Annotated in this window: 28 protein-coding genes; 7 read left to right on the plus strand and 21 right to left on the minus strand. The window is 58.5% G+C overall.

All coding sequences use genetic code 11. The annotated features are described in order from the left end of the window. Positions 1–70: 70 nt before the first annotated feature. The 18 genes from BP846_RS10970 to BP846_RS11055 form a co-directional block, all read right to left on the minus strand. Complete coding sequence (locus BP846_RS10970) at positions 71–1,189, minus strand: carboxypeptidase-like regulatory domain-containing protein (RefSeq protein ID WP_292395330.1); 1,119 nt, start codon at positions 1,187–1,189, stop codon at positions 71–73. 138 nt (positions 1,190–1,327) lie between these two features. Beyond that, positions 1,328–1,759 (minus strand): hypothetical protein, encoded by a 432-nt coding sequence (locus BP846_RS10975; RefSeq protein WP_292395331.1) that lies wholly within the window; start codon positions 1,757–1,759, stop codon positions 1,328–1,330. A gap of 214 nt (positions 1,760–1,973) precedes the next feature. Next, complete coding sequence (locus tag BP846_RS10980; RefSeq protein ID WP_292395333.1) at positions 1,974–2,114, minus strand: hypothetical protein; 141 nt, start codon at positions 2,112–2,114, stop codon at positions 1,974–1,976. Then, positions 2,111–2,377: a hypothetical protein gene (locus BP846_RS10985; protein ID WP_292395335.1), complete on the minus strand. Its 267-nt coding sequence runs from the start codon at positions 2,375–2,377 to the stop codon at positions 2,111–2,113. The genes BP846_RS10980 and BP846_RS10985 overlap by 4 nt, the downstream gene beginning before the upstream one ends. A 66-nt stretch (positions 2,378–2,443) precedes the next feature. Beyond that, a complete protein-coding gene (locus BP846_RS10990; RefSeq protein ID WP_292395337.1) occupies positions 2,444–2,962 on the minus strand; it encodes a hypothetical protein in 519 nt (172 codons plus the stop codon). 3 nt (positions 2,963–2,965) lie between these two features. Next, positions 2,966–3,160: a hypothetical protein gene (locus BP846_RS10995; RefSeq protein WP_292395338.1), complete on the minus strand. Its 195-nt coding sequence runs from the start codon at positions 3,158–3,160 to the stop codon at positions 2,966–2,968. Continuing rightward, positions 3,157–4,428 carry a peptidase S9 gene (locus tag BP846_RS11000; protein WP_292395340.1) on the minus strand — a complete coding sequence of 424 codons (1,272 nt, stop codon included), beginning with the start codon at positions 4,426–4,428 and terminating at the stop codon, positions 3,157–3,159. Before BP846_RS11000 ends, BP846_RS10995 begins: the two co-directional genes overlap by 4 nt. 1,017 nt (positions 4,429–5,445) lie before the next feature. Next, entirely contained in the window at positions 5,446–5,892 is a 447-nt protein-coding gene (locus BP846_RS11005; RefSeq protein WP_292395342.1) for a hypothetical protein, read from the minus strand. Between the two features lie 27 nt (positions 5,893–5,919). After that, positions 5,920–6,300: a hypothetical protein gene (locus BP846_RS11010; protein WP_292395344.1), complete on the minus strand. Its 381-nt coding sequence runs from the start codon at positions 6,298–6,300 to the stop codon at positions 5,920–5,922. A gap of 56 nt (positions 6,301–6,356) precedes the next feature. Next, positions 6,357–6,929: a hypothetical protein gene (locus BP846_RS11015; RefSeq protein WP_292395345.1), complete on the minus strand. Its 573-nt coding sequence runs from the start codon at positions 6,927–6,929 to the stop codon at positions 6,357–6,359. 184 nt (positions 6,930–7,113) lie between these two features. Beyond that, on the minus strand, positions 7,114–9,498 hold the full coding sequence (gene lon, locus BP846_RS11020) for an endopeptidase La (RefSeq protein ID WP_292395347.1): 2,385 nt from the start codon (positions 9,496–9,498) through the stop codon (positions 7,114–7,116). Between the two features lie 55 nt (positions 9,499–9,553). Continuing rightward, the gene (locus BP846_RS11025) at positions 9,554–9,973 is read right to left on the minus strand and encodes a MarR family winged helix-turn-helix transcriptional regulator (RefSeq protein WP_292395349.1); all 420 of its coding nucleotides are present in this window, start codon (positions 9,971–9,973) and stop codon (positions 9,554–9,556) included. 379 nt (positions 9,974–10,352) lie between these two features. Continuing rightward, positions 10,353–11,063, minus strand: a complete 711-nt coding sequence (locus BP846_RS11030; RefSeq protein WP_292395351.1) for a hypothetical protein — start codon at positions 11,061–11,063, stop codon at positions 10,353–10,355. 118 nt (positions 11,064–11,181) lie between these two features. Continuing rightward, entirely contained in the window at positions 11,182–11,859 is a 678-nt protein-coding gene (locus BP846_RS11035; RefSeq protein ID WP_292395353.1) for a hypothetical protein, read from the minus strand. Between the two features lie 29 nt (positions 11,860–11,888). After that, positions 11,889–12,335, minus strand: a complete 447-nt coding sequence (locus BP846_RS11040) for a hypothetical protein (protein WP_292395355.1) — start codon at positions 12,333–12,335, stop codon at positions 11,889–11,891. A gap of 27 nt (positions 12,336–12,362) precedes the next feature. Further along, positions 12,363–12,812: a hypothetical protein gene (locus BP846_RS11045; protein WP_292395357.1), complete on the minus strand. Its 450-nt coding sequence runs from the start codon at positions 12,810–12,812 to the stop codon at positions 12,363–12,365. 171 nt (positions 12,813–12,983) lie between these two features. Next, positions 12,984–14,345, minus strand: coding sequence for a hypothetical protein (locus tag BP846_RS11050; RefSeq protein ID WP_292395359.1), 1,362 nt, complete (start codon positions 14,343–14,345; stop codon positions 12,984–12,986). 653 nt (positions 14,346–14,998) lie between these two features. Further along, positions 14,999–15,394, minus strand: coding sequence for a hypothetical protein (locus tag BP846_RS11055; protein ID WP_292395361.1), 396 nt, complete (start codon positions 15,392–15,394; stop codon positions 14,999–15,001). A 12-nt stretch (positions 15,395–15,406) separates the two neighbouring features. Between BP846_RS11055 and BP846_RS11060 the strand changes: the two genes are divergently transcribed. Then, positions 15,407–15,703, plus strand: a complete 297-nt coding sequence (locus BP846_RS11060) for a hypothetical protein (RefSeq protein ID WP_292395363.1) — start codon at positions 15,407–15,409, stop codon at positions 15,701–15,703. A 10-nt stretch (positions 15,704–15,713) separates the two neighbouring features. Here BP846_RS11060 and BP846_RS11065 read toward each other — a convergent pair whose 3' ends face one another. After that, the gene (locus BP846_RS11065) at positions 15,714–16,934 is read right to left on the minus strand and encodes a C39 family peptidase (protein WP_292395365.1); all 1,221 of its coding nucleotides are present in this window, start codon (positions 16,932–16,934) and stop codon (positions 15,714–15,716) included. Between the two features lie 506 nt (positions 16,935–17,440). On the opposite strand from BP846_RS11065, the gene BP846_RS11070 reads away from it, so the two are divergent. Further along, entirely contained in the window at positions 17,441–17,908 is a 468-nt protein-coding gene (locus tag BP846_RS11070; protein WP_292395367.1) for a hypothetical protein, read from the plus strand. 40 nt (positions 17,909–17,948) lie between these two features. After that, a complete protein-coding gene (locus tag BP846_RS11075; RefSeq protein ID WP_292395369.1) occupies positions 17,949–18,683 on the plus strand; it encodes a winged helix-turn-helix transcriptional regulator in 735 nt (244 codons plus the stop codon). Between the two features lie 98 nt (positions 18,684–18,781). Here the strand turns inward: BP846_RS11075 and BP846_RS11080 are convergent, their stop codons facing one another. Beyond that, entirely contained in the window at positions 18,782–19,471 is a 690-nt protein-coding gene (locus BP846_RS11080; RefSeq protein ID WP_292395371.1) for a hypothetical protein, read from the minus strand. 49 nt (positions 19,472–19,520) lie between these two features. Then, positions 19,521–19,727 (minus strand): hypothetical protein, encoded by a 207-nt coding sequence (locus tag BP846_RS11085; RefSeq protein ID WP_292395372.1) that lies wholly within the window; start codon positions 19,725–19,727, stop codon positions 19,521–19,523. A gap of 359 nt (positions 19,728–20,086) precedes the next feature. Between BP846_RS11085 and BP846_RS11090 the strand changes: the two genes are divergently transcribed. From BP846_RS11090 to BP846_RS11105, 4 genes are all read left to right on the plus strand, one after another. Beyond that, positions 20,087–21,118 (plus strand): ABC transporter permease subunit, encoded by a 1,032-nt coding sequence (locus tag BP846_RS11090; RefSeq protein WP_292395374.1) that lies wholly within the window; start codon positions 20,087–20,089, stop codon positions 21,116–21,118. A 297-nt stretch (positions 21,119–21,415) separates the two neighbouring features. After that, positions 21,416–21,922 (plus strand): hypothetical protein, encoded by a 507-nt coding sequence (locus BP846_RS11095; protein ID WP_292395376.1) that lies wholly within the window; start codon positions 21,416–21,418, stop codon positions 21,920–21,922. A gap of 36 nt (positions 21,923–21,958) precedes the next feature. Next, positions 21,959–22,459: a hypothetical protein gene (locus BP846_RS11100; RefSeq protein WP_292395378.1), complete on the plus strand. Its 501-nt coding sequence runs from the start codon at positions 21,959–21,961 to the stop codon at positions 22,457–22,459. 388 nt (positions 22,460–22,847) lie between these two features. After that, a complete protein-coding gene (locus BP846_RS11105; RefSeq protein ID WP_292395380.1) occupies positions 22,848–23,813 on the plus strand; it encodes an ABC transporter permease subunit in 966 nt (321 codons plus the stop codon). The last annotated feature ends 287 nt before the right edge of the window (positions 23,814–24,100 follow it).

Genomic DNA, 24,100 nt, shown 5'->3' on the forward strand with positions numbered 1-24,100 from the left:
AGGTCTGTTTCACGCTATCACCATCAGAGCATGGTATCGCGCCGGGATTGCCGGGCCTTCATGCATCATTTCACCACCTCTTCCGGCCGATGAGGAGCAACGCCTCCGTGAGCGAGAGAACCCCGACTGCGGGACCGAACCCCGGGGCCGTCCGTGGCAGCGGTTCCAGTTCCAGGTCGAGTTCGTTCGTCAGGTTCTCGAAGACAACCTCGCGCCGGAGGGGTGAATAACCCTCCTTTTCGACCGTGATCGTCTGCCGGTACCCGGGCGCGCCCTCTATCAGGTAACCGCCGTCATCTTCCGTCGCGGTTGTCACCAAGAGAGGTTCGCCATCCAGCGTCAGTACCGACTCGAACCGCACCGATGCACCGGGGACCGGGCTGCCGTCGATATCCGTCACCCTGCCCGAGACGACGATCGCCGGGGGCGACGGTATGCCGATATGGACGGTCACGTTCACGGTCTTCTCGGCCCGGTGCCTGCGGTTGTCCCATGCCACGACGGTGATCGCGTTCTCTCCGGGAAAGACTGACACGAAGCAGGCGAACTCTGTCCCGTTCCCGCACCGGATCCCCTCCGTTCCGCTCAGGATATTCACGCTCCGCACGCCCAGAGGGGCGTGGACCTCCACGGAGACGATGATATGGGGCGGAACGACGTCGATCCAGCATTCGGCACCCTCACCCGGGGAGGTGATGTTGATGGTGATCGGATCCTCATCGGACGGCGGATGCTCGTTGATGACGGTCAGGATGAGGTTCCCGGCAGTATCGAGGACGAAATTCCCGTTGTCGCGGTGATACACCCGGGAGTCGTTCGGGAGCTGGTGCAACCAGGTACAGGGTTTCTCGACGCCGCCGGGGGTGGGGACTTTTGCGGAGAGGTCGTCGCTGATGGAGAGCAGGTGGTTGCCGTCCTTATCAAAGACCAGCGTCCTCCCGTCTGCCGTATGGACGATGATCGAACCGAACGGTATCCCGGTGGTCCCGCTCCCATCCCATTCAGGCTGAAGGGTCAACACCCCGGAGACGGCGATCGTCTCGATCGACTCGTTCTCCTTCAGGTCGGGGACGACGTACCGGTCGAGGTCGATCCCTCCGCCCGCCCCTGCCGCCGGTACCGCTATTCCGCTCGCCAGCAGCATTGCTAGGAGGAGGAAGAACGCCAGTATTTCGATTTTTTCACTCATTTGCTTTCCTCAGGTTTTATCACGGCGTAGGTATCCCCCGGATGCACTGAGCCCCTTTGCCTCCGGATACGCGGGATGCATCAACCGGGAACGGGTGGACCCACGCAGAAGAGCCGGCCTCAATCCCCCCCGGCCACATCAATCCCGGTAAATCGTCCCGACCCGGTAGTACCGGCCCTCGTACTCGAAGTACTTCCGCTTGCCGGTCTCGTTATCGAAGATGTAGGCATCGATCGTTCCCTGACCGATCTTCTCCGGGTACTCCACGCTCCCCACCAGCCGGATGTCGCCGGGCATATACGGGCCTCCCCCGGTGTTGTGCCCCTCGCCGCGGAGGATTGCGTCCAGAACCGGCAGCCCCCTGAACGTCTCTTCGTCGAGGCGGATGACGATACCCTCCCGGGCTGTCTCCTCGGTGACTTCATAGAGCAGGAGATCGTCGGGCGGGATGGTCGCAGCGATGTAGGAGGCAACAGCAGCGTAGCAGCCGAGCAGGAGGAGCCCGGCGACCACGAACATGATGAGGTATCGCTTCAGCCGGGTGCTCTTTTCAGGGTGAGACGGAGTCATCGGTTCCCCTCACGAACAGTTGCATCTTCATCCATTTGTCCTCCTCCGGGGTGTTCGGTCCTCGGTGGACCCCGCACGGGTGTACCCACGCGGAAGAGGTCGACGTACTCCTATAAACGATTTCTGTGACGCGCATCTACACGTCGGGCCTGCCGGAGCGGTCCCGATCCTGAAACGGCCCCCTGTGGGCAGGAAACCCGGGGCGCGCCCGCCCTCATAGGACGAGCATCACCTCGCCGTTATGGACGACGTAGGTCGCATTATAGACCGTATGCAAGAGATATCCAGGCGGAACCTCGACAGAGGTCTTCTCGATACGCGTGCAGTCGGTGTTGACGAGGAAGTCGATCGTCATCTCCCCGTACCTGACGCGAACCGCAGGGTAGCACCCCGGGCCCACGGGTTCGGACGCGGCGGACGGCGGACATGCGATAACGACACCCACGATCTCGCCCCGTCGGAGAGGAGCCCGCTTGCGGTGGGGTTCTCCCGGACGAGGTCGAAGAGCCCGCCGACGGCCTCGACGAACTCCCCAGTCTTCGAGTAATCCTCGCAGGGTTCGTGGGTGGGACCGGTGCCGATCTCCCCGGACGGGTGGGCCGACCGGTACCGCGCCACGACCCCGTCGAGATCGGAGAGGTTCTCTGTTGGAACGGCACCCCCTTCCGGCCCGGCCGAGCAGCCTTACGACTCGTTCAGGTACAGGAGCGCTGTCTTGTTGTAGACTATGATCGGGGCGTCTCCCAGGTAGACGGTATCGGTCCCGGTCGAGAGATCGTGGGTCTTATAATACGTCGGGGAGGGCGTGTTCGGCACGAGCGCGGAGCCGCCGAGCACCGTCCCGGCTGCCTCGTCGACGGTGACGGCAAACCGGATCTCCCCGTAGCGGATGACGAGGCTCGGATCAAGGTTGCAGTACGGGTCGTTTCGCGGGCACGAGTGGAAGAGCACGGCAATCGATTCGGGTTTGCCGCCGTGCCGGATGAGAGCCCGTGCCCGCTCGTCGCCGAGCGCAATCCCGGCGATGTACGAGCCGTTGGTCCGGATAAGTTCCGGGGTGGCTACCGGGATTTCCGATACGTTGATTTCGGGGAGCTGCTGCGCCGACGTCTTCTGCACGTCGTCGGCCCCCCCATCGGTGCAACAGCCCACGACACAGACCGGGACAAACAGCAAAAGAACGATGAGTGGAGCATTCCTCATCTCTCAATCCTCCTGACCGTCGATGCGCACCCCGGACCCCGCGGAGTTTCCACGCACCACACGGTTCCGTTCACGCACTCCCACAACTTCCCCGGCGAGGGGCGACACCCCAGCATGAGAGCAGTCAAGTCTCCCCTCCATGTCAATGATCGAGTACGACGAATAGAGGTAGAAGAACGCCGTGCTGTTATAGATCATAACGACCCTCTCGTTTTGGTCATCGAAGACATGTCACCATCCCTGCGGGGCGTCCGGATACGCCACAACTGCCTCCCGGCCCGGATTGCAAGCGCACCGATAGAAAACGCCGCGACAGCAGAGATTATCCCGAAGCCAGGAGTAGCAGCAGCCGGGCTGTCCGGAACCGCCACGAAGATGTCGTTTCCGTCGCTTACCGCAATCTTCTGCCCATCGGGAGACCAACGGTGCATCCGGAAGGTCAGATACCCCGGAGCAAGAGGCTGTAGGTCGGAACCCCCGGTGTCCATCACCCAGATCGACGACGGGGGACGAGACTGCGAGTAGAACGCGATCTTCTCCCCGTCCGGGGACCAGACCGGTGCGGTGTCGACGTTCCCCGAGGTCAGGTGCCGCAGGCTGCTCCCGTCGGCGTTCACGATCCGGACCCCGAACGAGACATTGTCGGAGATGGGGTCGTAGGTCTGCACGGCATAGAGGATCTTACGCCCGTCGGGAGACCAGGAGAACTGCAGGACATCTTCCCCATCAGGAGTCACCTGCAGTTCACCCGACCCGTCGAGGTTCATCACCCAGACCACGGCCGTGCCGGAGGCCCGGGAGAGGTAGGCGATCCTATCGCCCCCCGGGTGCCACCGGGGCATCAGGGCATCGCCCGAGGAGGTGAGCCCCCGTCCTCCGCTGCCGTCGGGGTTGATAACCCAGATGTCGGCCTCTTTACGGATCTCCGAGAAGTTGATATTCATCGAAGCACGACCGCCATGCTCATCGGCAGTTGCCTCCCTGATATCCGCGCCTCCGAAGAGGCACGACGTATACGCGATCATCCTGCCGTCCGGGCTCCACTCCGCCTCGCAACCCCGAGGGCCGTGCAGCCAGGGGACGACGTTTGTCCCGTTGGTCACCTGCACCGGACCGGTTCCGTCGGCGTTCATCACCCAGAGGTCGTATGAGCCCGATCTGTCGGATATAAATAAGATCTCCTTTCCGTCGGGGGACCAGGGGTTCGTGACGAAGAAGTCCCGCGACCCGGCCGGAGTCAGGTCCGTCCCGGCGGTCCCGTCGGCGGCCATCACCCGGATGGTCATATCCCCGGTGACGGGGTCGAACGAAGTGTACGCGATCCGTTCCCCGTCGGGAGACCAGAAGGGAAACCCGTCCAACTCAGGGGTATCGGTGAGCTGGAGAACCTCGGCCGCGGCTGCGGCTCCCGGAAAGAGGAGGAGGCAGATCACGAACGGGATGATGCAGAGCCTTTTGAAGTTCATGCTCTATGCCTCTTCAAGGAGTGATTATACAGGAACACGTAGCCTCCTCGGTCAGTATCGGCACACCGCTGATGCAATAGCACTTGGCCTGGGTCGTAACCTCGACCGTGTAGGAGGGGGGAGGAGACGGAGACGAAGCGCCTATGTCTACCGAGCCCGCCTGTGTCGAAGTGCCGGGATAATGATATTCATACCGTCCATACTGACCGTCCCAGCTGGCCTTCACGATCACCGTCAGGTCGCAGCTGTAGCCCGGCCCGCGACACTCTTTCTCATGGAACGTGAAGCAACCGTTTGCAGACCATTCCACCGTAATGTATCGCGTACCGTCCGTCCTCTGGTATAATTTTGCGGAGATAATTTTTGCTAATGCATTATACTTGAGTGTATGGACGGGACCACATGAACCAAGAAGTTGATCCGCCATAGTTAGTCCCTCCGCGAGAGAACCGGGTCTTCGATCTTCTCATATCTACATTTCAGCGGATTTTCGTCCGGCCGTCTCAACGAGACTCGTCCGTGAAGAACATCTCGATCAGCGGCATCAGGTCCCCATCTCTTGCCGATTCCTTCACATCCTGCCGCTCGGGGTCGCATACTCACACACTTGAGAGCAGCACTAGGGCCACCAAGGAGTGACCTCGCTTTGATGTTTCTGTTCATCTACTTTCCTCCGTCTAATTATCCGGAGGTGAACGGAGCATACATTCAAGTACAGAGAACGCATACATCCTCTTGCCTCCGGGCATGCGGGGTGCCTCATCCGGGCGTCAACCGGGGATGGGCGGTCCCCGCATTTCGGGATACCGATTTCAGTATCCACGATGGAGAAGTCAACGTTCTTCTATATACCTTTTCTGTGACACGTATCTACATGTCGGGCCTGGTAAATTGAATCAAACTGAGAAAACGCCACACCAACCCGGGAATCAGCACCGCGCAGATTGGTCCGGGGCAACCCGGACAATTGGCCCGCGGCCGGAGGGCAAGTGCCCTGTCGCCGGGACAATACTCCTTTCACGGCCACGTCGTCACAACCATGTAGTACGCCCCTTCGTACTCCAGGTGCGGGTGCACCCACGCCTCCCGGTCGGGGCCGTAGGCATCCTGGAGCGCCCGGCTCTCCGCATACGAGACGTTAGCGCCCCCGATGAAGCGCCGATCGCTGGAGCCCCACTCCCACGCCGACGGGTTACGCTCCTCGCCACGGATGACCGCATCGAGCGCCGGGTGGTCGACAAAGTCCTTCTCGGTCAGGCGAACGACCACGTTCTCTCCCGGCTCCACCCTCTCCATGACGTAGAGCATCGGCTGCCCGCCCGAACTCTCGTAGGCGTAGAGTATGAGGGCATCGGCGAGCATGAAGCCGAGCGCGACGGCGACGATGCCGGCAAGAACGCAGGCGAGAATAAGCCCCACCGTTTTGAATTGGTTGCCGGGTTCCGGTTTCCTATCTTCTTCCATTCCTGTTGCACCTGTTTTGACCCGATCTTAGTGGAGTAGAACGCGGGTGGCGTAGTACACTCCGTCGTACTCGAGGTATGGCGCGCCCTTTGTATACACACCACAGGACTCGGTGAGCACGAGGCATTCGACCCCCGTCATCGGGACCGACGCGTATTTCGGCATGTTGGGGTTGCTGTTGGCCTCCCGGATCGCGGAGGCAAGCACCGGGTGCTGCTTGAGATCCCGGTCGGTCAGGTGGATGGCGGGTGCATTCTGCAGATCCTCTTCCCCGACTACTTCCACAGTCAACTCCTGCGGAAGACCATCGATTCCCGTGATCAGGGCAACGAGGGCGGTATATACGAGCACAACCGTCACAACGAGGAGGACGACGCCGATGACGGCGGCAACCCCTACAGCAATCATGCGCTTGTTGTTTCCAGACTCCATATGATCGTCACACCGGAATATTCCATGGGGCCCTAATCTATCGGAACGGGGGGTCCCGCAGGACAGAGCACATCCTTTGAACTGTATATGACGTGCAATGGGGACTCCGACTGCTCGGCGCGCGCACGGGGCTCGATCGGGACGATCCAGAACGTCTCGTTGCCGGAGGCTATGCTCCCGACGAGGACATTTTTCCCGGTCGTCAGGAGGATATCGCTTCCGTCAACGCCGACGATCGTTCCTTCGTAGGTGTTGATACCGTCATCGATCTGCTCGAAACTCATTCCGTGCTGCTCGGCCCGATACGCCGTACCGTGGATAGAAAGCGGGAGTCCATCCCGGATCTCTCGCGAGAGGGCAGCGTGGTCGAACGTCACAACGTCGTACCGCTTGATGCCCTTCGGGATCTGCAGCTCTTCCGGCGCCGGGATCCCGGCGGCCGCGAGATCGGAGACCGACGTGGCGCCCGCGACGAGCACGTTCATAGAGTCGCCGATGACCAGGATCGGTTCGTCGTCGGAACCCGGGGCATTTGCGCCCAGCGCGATCGCCGCTGCGATCAGGCATACCAGGAGAGCGATGCCTACGATGGGGGATCGTTTCATCCCGCTTCATCCTCCGGATCGTCCATGGGGGAGAGGTCGACCTTCTCCTATAAACGATTTCTGTCACAATCATCTACACGTTGGGCCGCTTCGAGCCTGTTTGCTCCCGGAGCGTGGCGCGGCGGGCCGAAGGGCGGTCGTGGTGAAAGAGGGGGGGGTGCCCGAACCCGGGCATGAAGGAGGGTTAGAGGTCGTGCACCGGCACGCACCGGCTGCCCGCATACGGCACGATGGGACCGTGGAGTTCTATCCCGAGCGTCTCACGCAGGACATCCTCGATGGTATCCACGGCCACGAACGCAAGTTCGCGTCTCGCATCCTCGGGCACGTCCACGAGATCCCGCTCGTTCTCTCTCGGGAGGATGACCGTCTTTATCCCGGCCCGGTGTGCCGCAAGGACCTTCTCCTTGATCCCGCCCACCGGCAAGACGGCTCCGGAGAGCGTGACCTCCCCGGTCATGGCAGTCGTCGGGTCGACCGCTTTACCGGTGACGAGGGAAGTGAGAGCTGTAAAGAGCGCAACACCCGCCGAAGGGCCGTCCTTCGGGGTTGCCCCCGCGGGCACGTGGATGTGGATGTCGCTTGCAAAGAAGTCGAACCCGGTCGTGGTGGCTGCGATCCTTGAGCGGATCAGGCTGAGCGATATCTGGGCGGACTCCTTCATCACGTCCCCGAGCTGGCCGGTCAGCGTGAGCCGCCCCTTGCCGGGCATGAACGTACCCTCGATGAAGAGGATATCTCCTCCGACTGGTGTCCAGGCAAGCCCCGTGACGACACCGGGTGGGTTCTCCTTCCGGGCCACGTCCTGCCGGACGGTCTCTCTCCCGAGGATCTCCGGGAGCATATCCGCCGTCACCACGTACGGGAGATCGGCATCCCCCGAGACGACTTTCGTGGAGACGAACCGGGCGATCCGGGCGAGCTGTTTCTTGAGCGCCCGGACTCCTGCTTCGCGGGTGTACCGCTCGATGATCACGACCAGAGCATCGTCCTCTACCTTGAGTTTATCCGCGTCAAGGCCGTGCTCTTCCAGGGTCTCCGGCAGCAGGTGGTCTTTTGCGATCGCGAACTTCTCGTTCTTCGTGTAGCCCGAGATCTCGATCAGCTCCATCCGGTCGAGGAGCGGCGCCGGGATCGTTGCCAGGGTGTTCGCGGTCGCGATGAAGAGCACATCGGAGAGGTCGTAGGGGACTTCCAGGTAGTGGTCCGCGAACGTGCTGTTCTGTTCGGGGTCGAGGACCTCGAGGAGGGCGCTTGCCGGATCGCCGGCGTTGGAGTAGGCAAGCTTATCGATCTCGTCGAGGATGAAGACGGGATTCTTTGTCCCGGCTTTCTTCATGCACTGGACGATCCGGCCGGGGAGAGACCCGACGTAGGTCCGCCGGTGCCCCCGGATCTCCGCCTCGTCTCTGATGCCGCCAAGGCTGACACGGACATATTTCCGCCCGAGGGCGTCGGCAATGCTCTTGCCGAGGCTCGTCTTCCCGGTGCCGGGCGGACCCGCAAAGAGGAGGATCGAGCCCTGCTTCTCCTCCTTGAGTTTCATGACCGCCAGGTGCTGGACGATCCTCTCCTTGACCTTCTCGAGCCCGTTATGATTGCTCTCGAGAACGCGGCGGGCCTCTGTGATATCGATGCTCTTCTTCTCCTCGACCGTCCAGGGGAGGTCGAGCAGGAGGTCTAAGTAGTTTCTGATCCCCTGGCTCTCGTGGTGCTGGCTGCCGCCGGTCTCAAGTTTTTTGAGCTCCGCGAGCGCCTTCTTCCGGACCTCATCAGGCATCGTCGAGCGCTCGATCCGCTCACGGTAGCCTTCCTCGCCGGATGAGTCTTCGCTCCCATTGAGTTCTTCCTGGATCACCTTCAGCTGTTCCCGGAGCATCGCCTCCCGGTTCGCCTTCCCGACCTTATCGGAGACCTTCCTGGCCACCTCGATCCGGAGATCGATGCTCTCTTTCAGGGTCACCAGGGTCTTGAGGAACGCAGTGTACCGCTCCCGAACAGAGGTGAGCTCCAGGAGGTTCTGCTTCACTGCAACATCTACCGGCATGAACGGCATGACGAACCCTATGATCTGGTCGACGGATTCCATCCTCTCGACGGGGCGGGTGAACTGTTCGGAGCCCTGGAAGTTGCTGCTGATCTCCTCAATGGCCCTTCTGACATCCGCGAGCATCTCAACCCGGGTCTCTTCATCAAGATCCGGCAGGTCCGGGAGCGGTTCGCAGACAGCATAGAACTGTCCGCCCTTCATGGAGAGCGTTACAGCCTTCATCCGGCGGGCTGCCCGCGCAAAGACCAGGAACCCATCGTCCGCAGGCTGTATGTGTGCAATCTCAAGAAGATTTCCTGTCATATAGAGCGCCTCGGCCGATACCTCCGGGGGCTGGGTGCCGCTCTTGACGGTCAGTCCGACCGCATATGCGGACCCGTCGTTCTTCATCGCGGAGAGCAGCGCCTCCCCGGCGGCTGTCTCGACCTGGAACTTCGTCCGGGTTTCCGGGTAGACCACGGTCTCGAAGAGCGGTATGACAATGATCTCTTCGATCGTATCAGGTTGTGGTGAGTGCATGGTGACTCCAATCATTTAGTTCGCGTTTACCTAACATTAGTGCCGGCCAAAAAAATTATCCGACTTTTTTCAGGATCTCAATCAGGAGATCCACTTCTTTCTCATCGAGCGATCGTACCATCTTCTCAACCATCCGGTTCAGAGCATTCTGCTCGGCGTTCGCCATCATCCGTCCTTTCTCGGTCAGGCGGATGTACACGATCCTCCCGTCATCGGGGGATCTCTGCCGGTAGGCACACTCCATCCGGACGAACCTGTTGACCATCTCCGTGATGGTGGGCTTTGAGTTCCTGGTGATCTCGGCAAGTCTGCTGAACGTCACGTCATGGTGCTCGTTGATGGCCTTCAGGTAGGCGATCTGCTTTACTGTTATATCGGCAAGCCCGCACTCGGAGAAGATCTCGGAGGAGCATGCATTCTTGATGGCGATCAGGCGATCAAATACCTCGAACAGATGCTCAACCCTTGCCGGCATAGGTGATTCTTAATTAATTAGGGCAGACCAAACAATAAACGTTGTGGTCAGCATGCCCACTCGCTCCAGGACGTCGACCGATCGCGGACCCCGGCGACAGCGTGATTCACCTCACAAAAGGCTCGCCCCAGGGATAGGATCACTTCAGCACCTTTTCCTGCCCCCGAGGATCAATGACGCTCACGGGACTATGCCCGTGTCTCTCTATCCGACCTCACCTTCCACAATGTCTTCACGGACCCGTCACTGTCATCCGGGACCATCACAACTGCATGGTCGAGCCAGGGTCAACGGAGGCAGGCAGCCACAGAGCGGCTACGGACATCACACACCCCGGGCAAACGCCGGGAAGACCGGAAGGAGAGCCCGCAAGTTTTGATCATATTCCAGGAGTTATAGGCTCAAAAGGCTCACCCAAACTGTTCCGGCGGTATATTACAGGTTCCACAGGAATTTTTCCAGCCTTTCCCGGCGGGATCTGTTCCACAATCGAGACAAGGTAGTCGGGCCTGTGCTCACCGGAGGTTATGCTGCCGAATATGGTGAAGTTGATACTTACTGAGATCGGCTCTGGACAACTCGATATGGGGTGGAGCGAATCCGGGATGATAATGTATGGAAAGTCGTCCGAGGTATTCCCCGCTTCAGAGAGCCGTGAGGATGCCGGCACAAACACGCTCTCCTGTACCTCCTCAAGCGGGATATCTTTTGAGAAACCTCCTGATTTAGCGGCAGAGATATCTGTTAGATCTGTACCGTGCAAACGCAATGCAAGCATCTCTCCATCCTCTGTCATAGCGGGGATAGGTGTACAGTTATCAGAGGTCATTTGCTGGAAATCCTCTTCAGAAAAGATCGGTGACCCCCCGATTGCAGGGATGGGAACAACGATATCTATGATCGGATCTCCCTGGTAATCGGACAATCCGGTAATGGAAACGACGTATGAGTAATGTCCCGAGTAATGCCCCGATACCATCTGAGTCTGATGATAGTGAACGAGAATGTTCCCGCCGATGGCAACAATTGCGATCACGAGAAGTGAGACGCCGATGACTTTGCCTAAAAAGGAGATTATCGAGGGGACCATCTTCCGTTCATCTCCTGAGGTTTACCTCGTAACGTCATCCGCAGGACCGGAAGAGTACATAGTCCAGAGGGGGCGACTCCCACGGCCCGACGGAGGAGAGTCCGCCCGGGGACGTCCATCATATCAGCATGATACCCCCGGGAATGACATAGTAGTCGGCCGGCACCGGAACGAATCCCGACACTGTGCTCGGAACAGCCGTATTCACCGTCGTCGTCCAGGTATTCTCTTTGATCAGACGTTTCATACCCTCACCGCCCCGGTATCTGAGGTCGAACGAGATCGGGGCCGCATCCTCCGGCGACGGGACGAAGCCGTCGAGAAAGATGACGGTGGTGTAGGTCCCGCCCGAGCTCCGGGTGAACTCGGTGACGCTCGCGTTGTCCGGGGTTGCGAGGACCGGCACGAGCAGTCGGGGTTCTTCTTTCGTCTCGAACTCGCCGGTCGGTCTGGAGATATCCTGCGCGTAGTCTTCCGTCGTCGTGAACGCGATCATCTTCCCGTACTCTGTCTCCCGGATCGCCGTCCGCCACCCGGCGGGCTGGAGAACGCTGGACGACTCGAACATTACCAGCTTGCCCTCCGCGTTCGCCGGAACCGGGATCATGATCGTGGCGGTGCCGTTCACGGCAAGACCGGAGAGCCCGGTGATCTCGATCATGTAGGAGTCGTTCGGCATGGTTGTCTCGACGAACCCGACAGCAAGTAAAAGCAGGAAGACCACCACGGCGAGGATGGCGACCGCTATGAGCAGGTTCAGTATAGTTTTCCGGATTTTCTTACGTTGTTCGTCCATCCTCTCACCAAAAGGGGTCTGGTCGACGTTCACGGCCACGTCGTCAGGATCACGTAGTACGCACCCTCGTACTCCATGAGCGGGTACAGCCCCCTCTCCCCTTGGGGACCGTAGGCGTCGTGGAGCGCCTTGCTCTCCGCGTACGAGACTTTAGTTCCTCCGACGACGCGCTGGTCCCGGTAGCCCCACTCCCACGCCGACGGGTTCCGTTCCTCGCCCCGGATGACTGCGGCGAGTGCGGGGTGCCGTTCGAAGTCCTTCTCGGTCAGGGGGACGATCATACTTTCTCCCGGCTCCGTCCTCTCCATGACGTAGAACATCGGCTGCCCGCCCGAGTTCTCGTAGGCATAGAGTATAAGGGCGTCGGCGAGCACGAAGCCGAGGACGACGGCGATGACGCCGGCAAGACCGCAGGCGAGAACGATTCCTGCCGTTTTGAGCCGGTTCCTTGATTTCGGATTCTTATCTTTTTCCATTCCAATAGCACCTGTTTTGACCCGATCTTAGGGGATCAGGATGAGAAAGTAGTAATACGCACCCTCGTATTCGATGTACGGCTGGTTTCTCGCCTCGACATCGGGACCAAACGACTCGATAAGTACTTCCCGTTCCAGGTATGTCACCGGAGCGCTCCCAATCGTTCGCTCGTCGAGGACACCGTACGGTGTGTCTCCCGAATACCAGGCACCGGGACCCCGGTTGTCGCCCCGGATTGCGGAGTCGAGCGCCGGGTGCTGCTCGAAGTCTTTCTCGGTCAGGTGGATGATCGATGCATTTTCCGGCGGCAGTTCGCCCCTGATCTCCCAGACGTCCAATCTCGGGGATCCACCGCTTGCTTCGAGCCAGGTGAAGAGGGCGGTGCACGTGAGCACAACCGTCGCGACGAGGAGGATGACGCCGATGAACGCCAGAACCCCCACGATAACCAAACGTCTGTCATGTTTCGATTTCATGTGACCTCCTTTATCCCTTTCGTCCGATCCTGCCAGAAGGAGAACGCCCCAGATCCTTCCGGCGGCCCCCATTCTTCTTTTCTGACGCATGTTGCCCAGGGTTTCTGTACCACCAAACCACCCGGTAACAATTTAAAAAGGTGGTAGGGGTGAGACTCGCATCGGCTCCCATCAGGAGTGATAGTTCGCAACCGTCCATTTCGTCTCCCGGATTCTCCTTGCGTTGTCGTGATCGGCATCCCCGTGGTAGTCGTCCGATGAAAATTCAGTGGTACTCATCAACTCATTGAAGTAACTGTATGTCACGGTATTCTTGAGGTTGAGGGGAGGAGAAAACGGTTGATACCACTGGTAGGCCCTACGGTAAGACGGGATCGTCCGGTTTTGATCCAGATCCTGATGGCCTGTATCAAAGAGGTGCCCCAGTTCATGGATGCTCACGCACCTGCGGCCGTGTGTGGTACCCAGGTACCAGATGTCGTCAGGGACCATCTGAGCCCAGGCATGCCGATGATGATATGGGTAGTAGCCGTAAGTAGCCCCCTGTGCAGAACCATCTGCATCGTAACCGCCAACATACAGTGCAAGATCCGAGGCCCAGAGATCAAGGTCGCTATCCGGATAGACCGCTTGGACCGCAACAACGGGGTTGTTCGTGATGTTAGAATGGTTTGAGAGTTGAACCCGCCTGGAATCAGTATACGCCATTACACAGAGCGACACCAGGATATCGTCCCGGTCAAACTGCCGGTTCGCTTCGGCTACGATATCCTGAGCGATTGTTTTCCAGTTGTCCTGATCTTGGTAGAACTGGTTATCGGTAACCACCAGCAGATTGACCGTGGCATACTGGTCTTGGAGTTCTATCGCGGAAGACTCCAGATTCTCGGGAACTTCGGTCGGAGTGTATCCTTCCGGTGGTATGAGCGTCCCGTAGTCGATAATAACCGACTTTTCCGGATTTTCAATGTCCCGAGAACTGTAGATAACATGAAGGGGTGACGCTTCTTTCTCTGCGCGCGCTCGCGACTCGACCGGGGTTATCCAGAACGTCTCGTTACCGAGCGTCACGCTCCCGACGAGGGCATTTTCCCCGGTCGTCAGGAGGACATCGCTCCCACCGACGCCGACGATCGCACCATCGTACGAGTCGATGCCGTCGTCGATCTGCTCGAAATCCATCCTGTGTAGTTCGGCCTGGTACTCCTTGCCATGGATCCGGAGCGGAAGTACACTCTGCACCTGCTTGCTCAGTGCAACGTGATCGAACGTCACGAGGTCGTACCGAGTAACGCCCTTCGGGACATTCAGTTCTTCCGGCTCCGGGACCCCGGATGCCCGCATATCGGACACCGATGTAGCACCCGCAACCAGCACATCCATAGAATCACCGATGACCAGGGCCGGCTCGCCGCTGCCCGCGGTAGGGGTTCCTGTTACGTCCTGAGCACTCACCGCAGATACTGCAACCATGCTCACCAGCATCACCGCCAGGAGCACAGAGAATGTCCGTGGCCTAATTTTTTTGTTCATGTGTTTTTTCCTCCAGTTTCTTTCCCCGGAGGCAGGAGAGGCATATCTTCAAGTACGGAGAATCCGTACATCCCTTTGCCTCCGGGCATGCGGGACGTTCACCCATCCGACTCGCTACTGGCCGGGTGGACCCCCCGCGCTTCGGGATACCGGTCCTGGTACCCACATGTGAGAAATCAACGTTCCCCTATAAACGATTTCTGTCGATCCTCTCTACACGTTGAGGCAGTTCGATCCGTTTTGCTCCCGGAAGAACGCCGCAACCGGATGGAAACCCATGTTGCAGTGGAGATTAAAACTTCGCGCGGTAGGGAAAAATGCGGTACCGAGGGCACCGTTCCGATCATAGCAATCGTTCGGCAGTTTACTCCTCCCACCGGGGTGGACACACGTTTATACGTAGGATTTACGGGCTCGCTTCTTCACTTGAAAGCGATTGCAGCACGAAAACAATGCTGAGCCGAACACCGAAAAACGCAGCCGGAGGGGGGACCGGAGCCCAATCCCTACCCCGACCCCCGGGTAAGAGGCACCGCGTTCAGGTGACGCCTCAGACGCTCACCACCGGGTCGGTTTCGAAACGATCGGTCGTCTCGGCGGATTAGCCGACCCAGGATGGTGAGCTGAGACCCCGTTTGCCCGGGGTCGTCCCCTCAACAAAATGCGAGCGGCCTTGCTCCGTTAAATGAGTAACTTCGGAGCATAAGATCCTCCAAGGCAGCCGTGTGATCGGAAAGAGGGGCCGATCCGACCACTCCGAAGTAGGCGATGAAGTAATCGTCGTGCTCCGGGGATAATGGCTTTTCAACAACGGTGAAATAGCCGGATGACGTTTCGCTCTCGAATCTCGTTATGGCAACGGGATCAAAGATCGATCCGCTCTGTGATGGATCAGGCTCTTTGGAGAGGATCAACTCAGAGAAAGAGACGTTCCCGGCTGCCCGGAGGCGGCTGCAGAGGTCCATCTCCGCCTGCAAAAGATCTGCGTTATCGTCGAAGTACCAGTTGACGACCAGATAACGGTCATCCGATCCGGTGTCAGCATACATTGCATAGTTACAATGCCGGGAGAAAACTGGGAACAGGGACGGACACCCCTCTTCGATATCGCCGAGCAGGACGATATCTCCATTAATGGTTCGATTCACGATCATAGAACCGTTTTCCGCATACTCGTACCGGGGCTGGGGGATGTACCATTTCTGCAGGGCTTCGGGGGGAGGATATCCGGGACCGATGGCGAGGAGATCCAGAAGGAGGAGGGTACCAAAAACACCGGTGGTGATCAGGAGGAGAACGATTACAACCCCACCCACCCGGTCGGTTTTCAGGAATGTCATCTGGATCCTCCACAGTGAAGGGGAGAGGTCAGGGCCTCACCCAGGTTGCCATGGCACCCCACCAGTTGCCATAGACTATATTATGGATCTGAGTATCCCACGTATCGTGTACGGACACCCAGTCCTCCGTATAGTCATGATAGCCGGCAGCGGCAACGCTGTGATCGCCATAGGGTCTGTCTCCCCCAACAGGTGTGCCACCGCTCCACATGCTGAGAACAAAAGGCCTCTGTGCATCCACCTCGCTTTTGACTTCATCAAACGTCATCCAGGCATCATCACTTGAATCCATTGAGGAGTATCCATGATTTGCGCACACTTCATCAATGCTGTCATCAATATCCCAGGGCCACGTTGATCCCTCCGTGGTAGTTCCCATTGCTATGGCAAGTTCCTGAATTAATGGAGCTTCTTCTGGGAAATTCGGATATCCATGACTATCCCAATAGCCCAGCACCATGGCGGAAGCCGTTGGAGAACATCCTCGTTGCCACAAGTATGTTGGGACACCATTGACATATCCAGACGTTCCGGTAGCAGATTCCGCAACGGTTGTCGGGCCAGAAGCTCTCATCTGATCATCCAGAGCATCCCAAAGTGCCTTTATCTCATTTTGTTTCGTTTGTTGCTGCCGCATGAACTCGTCTGTTACCGGGATTTTTGTAGGAAATTCATCAATGACCGAGGGTGTTGTGAGATCGATGATGACAGAGTCTTGTTTTATCCCTTCACAATCAGTTAGCGGGAACTCCGCATAGTAGAAAGTTGCACCCAAGTACAGTAATTTTGCATCACCCGGTTTTAATTCGAGTTTTTCAGCGAAGCTATTTGCAAGATCACTCGAACACATCATGAGAGCTGGATACTTATCGGGAGTAAACCCTTTAGAGAACTCAAGAATAGGATAATTATTCCGGGTTGCTGAAATAAGAATATATCCAAAACGTTGTCCGTTGACAAGAATATCAAAGGAATACGCCGATGGAGCCCCTTCAAGATCATAATATGTCGTAGAGAATTCAACATCCCCTTTTTGCCAATTCTCGAAGCCCGGGATATTTCCTGCTATCTCATTGATCTTCAACGAAGCAATGGACGAAGCCGTTTGTACACTTACCGTGCGGTCACATGCCGGTGAAAACTCTGTATTCTGATGTGATCCCACAGTTGTTGTAGCTGCACCTGTGACGGGCAGCAGTGCCGAGACTATCAGCAGAAGCACCAGCAATACTGGCAATATCCTTTTCATACAATTGTACCTCCGTTTTTGTTCCCTGGAAGCAGAAGAAGCACACGTTTAAGTACACAAAACACGTACATCATTTGTCTCCGGGCATGCGGGACGTTCACCCATCCGATTCGCTACTGGCCGGGTGGACCCCCGCGCTTCGGGATACCGGCTCCGGTACCCACAGCTGAGAAATCAACGTCCCCCTATAAATGATTTCTGTCGAACCTCTCTACACGTCGAGGCCGTTCGATCCATTTTGCTCCCGAAAACATCCCGCAATCGACCGGAAACTCACACTGCGCCGACCGATAATAAACCCACGCGGCAAAGGAAAAATCGATACCGGATAATCGTGTCCCTGTCACAGCCACCTATTTTGCAGGAGGGCCCAACACCAGCGCCCACCCTGCGTGACAGGCTCTCTCTGCCATCACACAGTCCAGGCCGCCCTGCTCCGGCACATATCGGACAGTCAACCAATCTCTGACTGGAGAATGTGTAGAGAGGATCGACAGAAAACTTAAGTGAAGGTATTTGAGAAGTTCTCCTGTGGTATGATGACATACAACCGCATCTTTGCACTGGTGCTTGCACTGGTCCTGATTGTGCCGCCGGTTTTTGCCGGGAGCAGCGAATGTGGTATAAACACCGCTCCACAAGAGGGTACCCTGGAAAACGACGCCGGTATTTGTGCTTTCTATTTTATACAGCAAGGAGAGACGAATTACCACAGTGCATATGTGCCTTCCGGGAGCTCAACGCTGTTTGTGAACTTGGACTGGTTCATTCCCCAGCAATCGTTGACGCTGAAGATCATCTCGCCGAGCGGAAGCACGTACGCCTACTACCACGACATCGATCTCGACGGTTACAAGAACGCACAGATTCGCACGTCAATTTCCTCACCGACGGGCGGAACGTGGCGGTTCCAGGTTTACGGGGAAGAAGTCCGGGATACGCAGGATTATTCCTTTGAGGCTGCGGCAGAATAAACCGCATCCTATTTATATTTCCTGCAGCATGATCCTCCTCATGCTGAACCGACTCCCTCTCGCAAGGCTCGGGCTGCCCTTCCTCGTCCTCCTGCTGCTCATCACCCCGGGGAGCGCTGCTGGCACAGAACCAAGCGAATGGGAGTTTCCGGAGACGATACCGGACGATCCGGTCCCTGAGTACATCTGGAATGTGCCGCTCAAACTGGTCCTGCTCGACTTCGTCTTCATGACCGCTCCCCTGCTCTTCCTCCCGATCCAGTTCCTCATATCAGTAACCGTATGGCTCATTCTCGGCCAGAGGTGGATCTCCAGAAAGAATGTTCTCGAACACGACACCCGCCGTGCGGCGTATCTCTGCATCCGGGACAACCCCGGGATCAACCACGCTTCCCTCTCCCGCAGGCTGGGGGTTAACGTCGGAACGCTCCGGTACCACCTTGAAACCCTCTGCGAGACGGGGCAGATACTATCGGAGCACAACCACGGGCTGCTACGATATTACGCAAGCAGTAAGGCGGCCCGTGAGGGAGAGGGCTACCCCATCAACTGGACCCGAAAGCAGATTCTCGGTCTCCTCGTGCAGGACCCGGGAATGACACGGAAAGAAGTCGCATCTGCGCTCGGCATCACCGGTGCATCGGTGACCTGGCATATGGCGCTGCTCGTCCGGGATGGTGCCGTACGGAGCGAGAAGGACGGGAGGATGGTGCGCTACTTTCCCGAGCAGGATTTTGTATCTCGGGCGAACTGGGGCGTGGACGCAACCGGCTAGGTCTTTGTCACCCGGGGGCGAGTTGAACAATCCAGAGATGTTTGAGTTGGAGACGATGAGCGAGTCGAGGATCTGCCGGTTCTGGACGCCCACCTACACTACCCGTAGACCACGGAGTCGGCCGCCGCGATATCCTGCCGCGTGAATACAATCATGCAGTCGGGGAGTTCTGCCCCGGACGCCGGGGGCTCCGTGTCCCGGTGTGGGGTGAGCGTGATGGTGTACCAGTACGCGTCCGGGCCGAACGCCACCTCCTTCACCGGGCGAAATACCCCGCCCGAGACTTCGTAGAGCCTCCCCCGGGTCTCGTTGTAGTGATCCCCGTACGCGTTCGCGCTCAAAAGAAACGTCATACCCCGGTCCCGGAAGGGGATATCCTCCAGAACGATCTCGTCGACCTCCCGTAAGAGGGCGAGGGGGTGCACCCCCTGCACAGGAAACTCAAGTTTTTGCGATTTGGCGGATACGGTTCCGCCCGGTCCCACATACGCCTCGTACGCGTGCTGCTCGCCGCCTTCCTCCCCGTAGAAGTAGAGCCATATCACCCGGACCGCGCCGTCCCCGGCGATGTTGGTCTCCAGTCGCAGCAGTGTCGCCGACTCGTTCTCGACACCGGTCTCCTCGACGGCGATCTCCCAGAGGTTCAGAACGGCCGGATGAAATGCCGGGGATTCGAGACGGGTGATGTTCTCGATACGGGTAACGTCCGGGGCCTCCGGTAAGACGAAGAAGTGCATCCCGGCATATATGATTGTTATCCCCACGATAACGGCAAGGATCGGTCTCATGATTTAGGTCGCTCCGGGTCGACTGTAGAGTTTCATCGCGGCACCAAGATCAGATCGGCTGTTTCTTGCAGTACCGCTCATCCACGAACCGCACGGTGATGCTGCCGAAAAGCAGGGCAAAAAACAGCCACCAGATAAGGGAATCGGCGCGGATGTCGAGGATGTAATCCCGGTAGAAATTGACCCCGAGTAGAACCGTAGCAAGGATGAGCATCAATTTCCAGAGGTACGAGAGGTAGTTGCAGAGCATGACCATCAAAGAGTTTCACCCGGTCGATCCGTGACCCGGCGGCCGGTATCCATGCCGGAGAGTTCAACGTTCTTCCATATACCTTTTATGTGACGCGCCTCCTCATCGGGCCTTCCGGAGAGAACTTCCGACCGAAAACAGCCGCTGTAGGTCGGGAACAGAGCCCGCGCCGAACAGCGGGAGACGAACCGGATACTTACGACCCCGGGTACCGGCACCTCCCGGGGCGCCGACGTGTAGAGGGATTCGAGAGAAAAGGTAAATAGAGTTACAGCCCAGTCTCTGGATGACAATGACCGGCCGGCTTTTCCGGGCCCGAAAAGCACCGGCGGTGCTCTGGGCGGGGGTCTTGCGAGGATAAAGGGATGGTAACGGAATCGACGGTAACAGGGAAGGCGCAGGCACGCCGGATTCCCCGGGGGCACATGACAGCGGAACGGGTCTTCATCGTGGCCAAAAAAGAATTCGCCGACCAGGTCACAGGCTGGCGATTCCTGGTGATTCTCGCCCTGTTCCTCGCCATCGCACTGGCGGGGACGTATAGCGGGGTCGTGAGCTACGAGAGAGAACTGGACAGGTATTCCCAGAAACTGGCGACGATGGACGACCGGTTCGATGAACCGGGGCGAATGGTGATGCCTTGGAAACCGCCGGTCGAGAACGTTTACTGCTCGATGTTCCTCGTGCTGATCTCCTACGGGGGGCTCCTCGCCATCGCCGTCGGGTTCGACCTGGTCTCCGGGGAGAAGGAGTCCCGATCGCTCAAAAGCCTGCTCTCCCACCCGGTCTACCGTGACGAGATCATCAACGGCAAAGCGCTCGGGGGCGTCGCGCTGCTCGTCCTCGTCGTCGGGGGGGTGCTCCTCATCTCCACCGCGCTGCTCCTTGTCTTCTCGTTCGTGCCCTCCCCCGATGATCTATGGATGATCCTGACCTATGCAGGTATCACCCTCCTTCTCCTCGTGACGTTCTTCTCCATCGCGCTTGCCTTCTCCACCCTCTGCCGGGAGAGCGGCAGCGCCCTGCTCCTCGCGGTGGTCGTCTTCATCCTCCTCTCGTCCGTGATCCCCTATACCACCGCGAATATCGGCACGGCACTCATGATGGAGAAGCCCGACCGCGCCGCATACGGAGGGGATACCGGGTCGGAAGGCTACCAGACGGAGATCACGGCGTACTACGAACAGCTAAATTTGATCGCAAGCTTCAGAAACCTCCTCTCCCCCGGAATGGCGGCCGACAACCTGATCCAGGAGATGCGCAACTCCCCATCATCAGGAGCGACGTTTGAAGATACGCTCGGCAAGATATGGTCGAGTGTGGTGGCGCTGACCGTCTACCCTATCGTCTTCTTCGCCATCGCATACACGAGGTTCTTGCGGATGGACATCCGGTGACCGGACGATGGGTCCCGGGGTTCCCCCGCTGCACAGGACGGACCCCGTCGTTCACTTTCAGAAAGACGGCTGCGGACGTGTAGAGAGGTTTGAGAGAAAAGGTAAATACTCCTACGCTGAGGTAGCAGTGCGGGTGCCGGAATTGAGCATTCGCATAAGTCGCGGGGCCACACATCCGCGGTTCACGACAGGATGATGCGCCCCGCATGCCCGGAGGGCGAGAAGAAGGTTGTTATTACCTCTTCTTATAGGTACGTTTTCTCCCCTCCGGCGCCGTGGCAATGGAGGAAACAGAAGATGAAAATAAGAAACGGATCTATCGCGGTCTGGGCAGTGCTGGCACTGGTTGTACTGGCATCCGTCGGTGCGGTCGCCGCAGCCCAGACCGGGAGTCAGGAGAATATTGAAGTCGGAACCGAGGATACCGGCGACATCGGGATTCTGGTCGTAAGAGAACTGGGAACCATGTATACAGACGGCGACGCCGATACGGCACGCGTGATAACAAATGGCCGCATAACCATCCCGGCCGGGTACAACACCTTCAAGGCGAAGTACTACCACTCCAACGACGAACCTCTCGACGGCCAGGGAGCGATCTACCGCCTGACGGTATATGACACCCGGAGTATGGCGCACACAAACCAAACAAAGGTAGATTACGCGACCAGCGGGACAATTGAAGTGAGCTTCGATTCACAGGGCACCGGTGAGGGCTATTACGAACTCTGGTGCGAGACGCACGACTGGTTCGATACGGAAAAAGCATCGGACATAGGGACCGATTACCTCGACTACATCTGAGGAGAGTGCATCCCCGATGCACTTATTTTTGAAACGGTGATCCAGTTGAACGGAAAAGTATTGTGCAGCATCGTCTTGGTGCTGGGCCTTGTCACCCTCCTCGGGTACGGGCTCGTATCGTATGCCGCGGAGGACGTCGTCGTGAACACCACCACCGCCGGGGGCAAGATCGTCTTCCAGGATAACGACTCCCACGGCGTCTATCTCCTCGGCAGAGCCTGGGCCGATTTCGGAAGCAACGCAACGCTCTCAAACGCGACCCCCTCGTTCGAGACAGGGATGGGAAGAAGCGTCTTCCTTGTCATATGCGAAAACGACTGGGGAAATGAACTCGGCGGGACCAGGACGGCTGTCTTTACCCTGACGGTCTGGGACCCCGTAGGGGTGCCGCACAGCACCACCCGGGAGTTTGGGGGAATCTGCTCTGAAACGCTGAGCGTAGATTGCTCCCCGTTTGAACCCGGAGAGGGTCGGTTCGAGGTCACATCGACCATCCGTGAGAAGCGGCTGAACCTCCCGGTGGTCTTCGACCGCTGACACGACGCGGGACCCTGTGTTCCGGCTTCTCGATGGCGCCCGGACGGTAACGGGCGCATCTTTTCGGGAGGCCCGCTCCGGAGGGGAGGGAAACGGGCTGGATACCCGCGACCCCGGGCGGCGGACGTGTAGAGAGATGTGAGAGAAAAGGTAAATAGAGTTATAACCGAGTCTCTGGATGAGAATGCCCGGACGGCGTTTTCGGGCCCGGAAAGAACTGACAGTGTTGATAGGCAGAACAGGTGCGGTTCTGCACGATAATGGAGGGTGACGGTATGACAACAAAATCGACGGCAACGGGGCGGGTGCAGATGCAGGCACATCAGCGTGCAAAAACCCCTGCGGCGGGCAGGAATTCCGCCCGGATATCGATCTCCCGGGGGGTCGCATGACGGCGGAACGGGTCTTCATCGTGGCGCGGAAAGAATTCACCGACCAGATCACGGGCTGGCGGTTCCTGGTGATCCTCGCCCTCTTCCTGAGCCTTGCCCTGATGGGGACATACACCGGGATTGAGTATTACCAGAGCGACCTGACGAGGTATACCGAAGATCTGATCGCAATGGAGACGGCGGATGACGGACCGGAACGAATGATGCCCCCTGTCGCACCGCCGGTCGCGGACATTTACTCCTCGATGTTCGGGATGCTGATCTCCAGCGGGGGCCTCCTTGCCATCGCCGTCGGGTTCGACCTAGTCTCAAAGGAGAAGGAGTCCCTGTCGCTCAAAACCCTCCTCGCCCGACCGGTCTACCGCGACGAGATCATCAACGGCAAGGCGCTCGGGGGCGTTGCGCTGCTGGTCCTCGTTGTCGGGAGCGCCCTCCTCCTTTCCACCGCGTTGCTCCTTGTCTTCTCGTTCGTGCCCTCCCCGGGTGAACTCTGGATGATCCTGACCTATGCCGGGGTCACCCTCCTCTTCCTCGTGACGTTCTTCTCCATCGCGCTTGCCCTCTCCACCCTCTGTCGGAAGAGCGGCAACGCACTGCTCCTCGCGCTGGTCGTCTTCATTCTCCTCGTGTTCCTGGCCCCTTACACCACCGCGCAGGTAGGCATGGCCCTCATGATGGAGAAGCCCGATCCAGGGGCATATGGAGGGGATACCTCATCGGAAGGCTACCAGGCGGAGATCACAGCATACGCCGAGCAGATGAAGGTGATCGAGAGCGCTGTCAACCTCCTCTCCCCGCAGATAGCCGTCAACACCCTCATCAACGGGATATCCAGATCCCCGGGGACGACCCTGGAAGATACCCTCGGCAAGATCTGGTCGAGTATTGCGGCCCTGACCATCTACCCCGTCGTCTTCTTCGCTATCGCGTATACGAGGTTCATGCGAATGGACATCCGGTGACCACGCCCCGGAGGGGAGCGGGAGTGTAGTCCCCCCGGCCTCTCATAGCATTCGGGCAGCAATATATGAGAGAGACCGTGCCCGGGCACCGGCTCCTCTTCCTCAACCGATTGCGGGTGGGCTCCGGGGACAAAACAGCTCGAAACGACCCGACGTGTAAAGAATCGTGAGAGAACTCATTTATCTCTGCGGGGTTGAAGGGGCAGAGCGGGAAGACCCCCTGCGCAAGCTGGGGGATGGGAGCGGAGCCCCTTCGTCCGGCGATCCCCCTGCCCCCTCATCCCATA

This window comes from Methanoculleus sp. UBA303 (assembly GCA_002501655.1).
Classification (GTDB): Archaea; Halobacteriota; Methanomicrobia; order Methanomicrobiales; family Methanoculleaceae; genus Methanoculleus.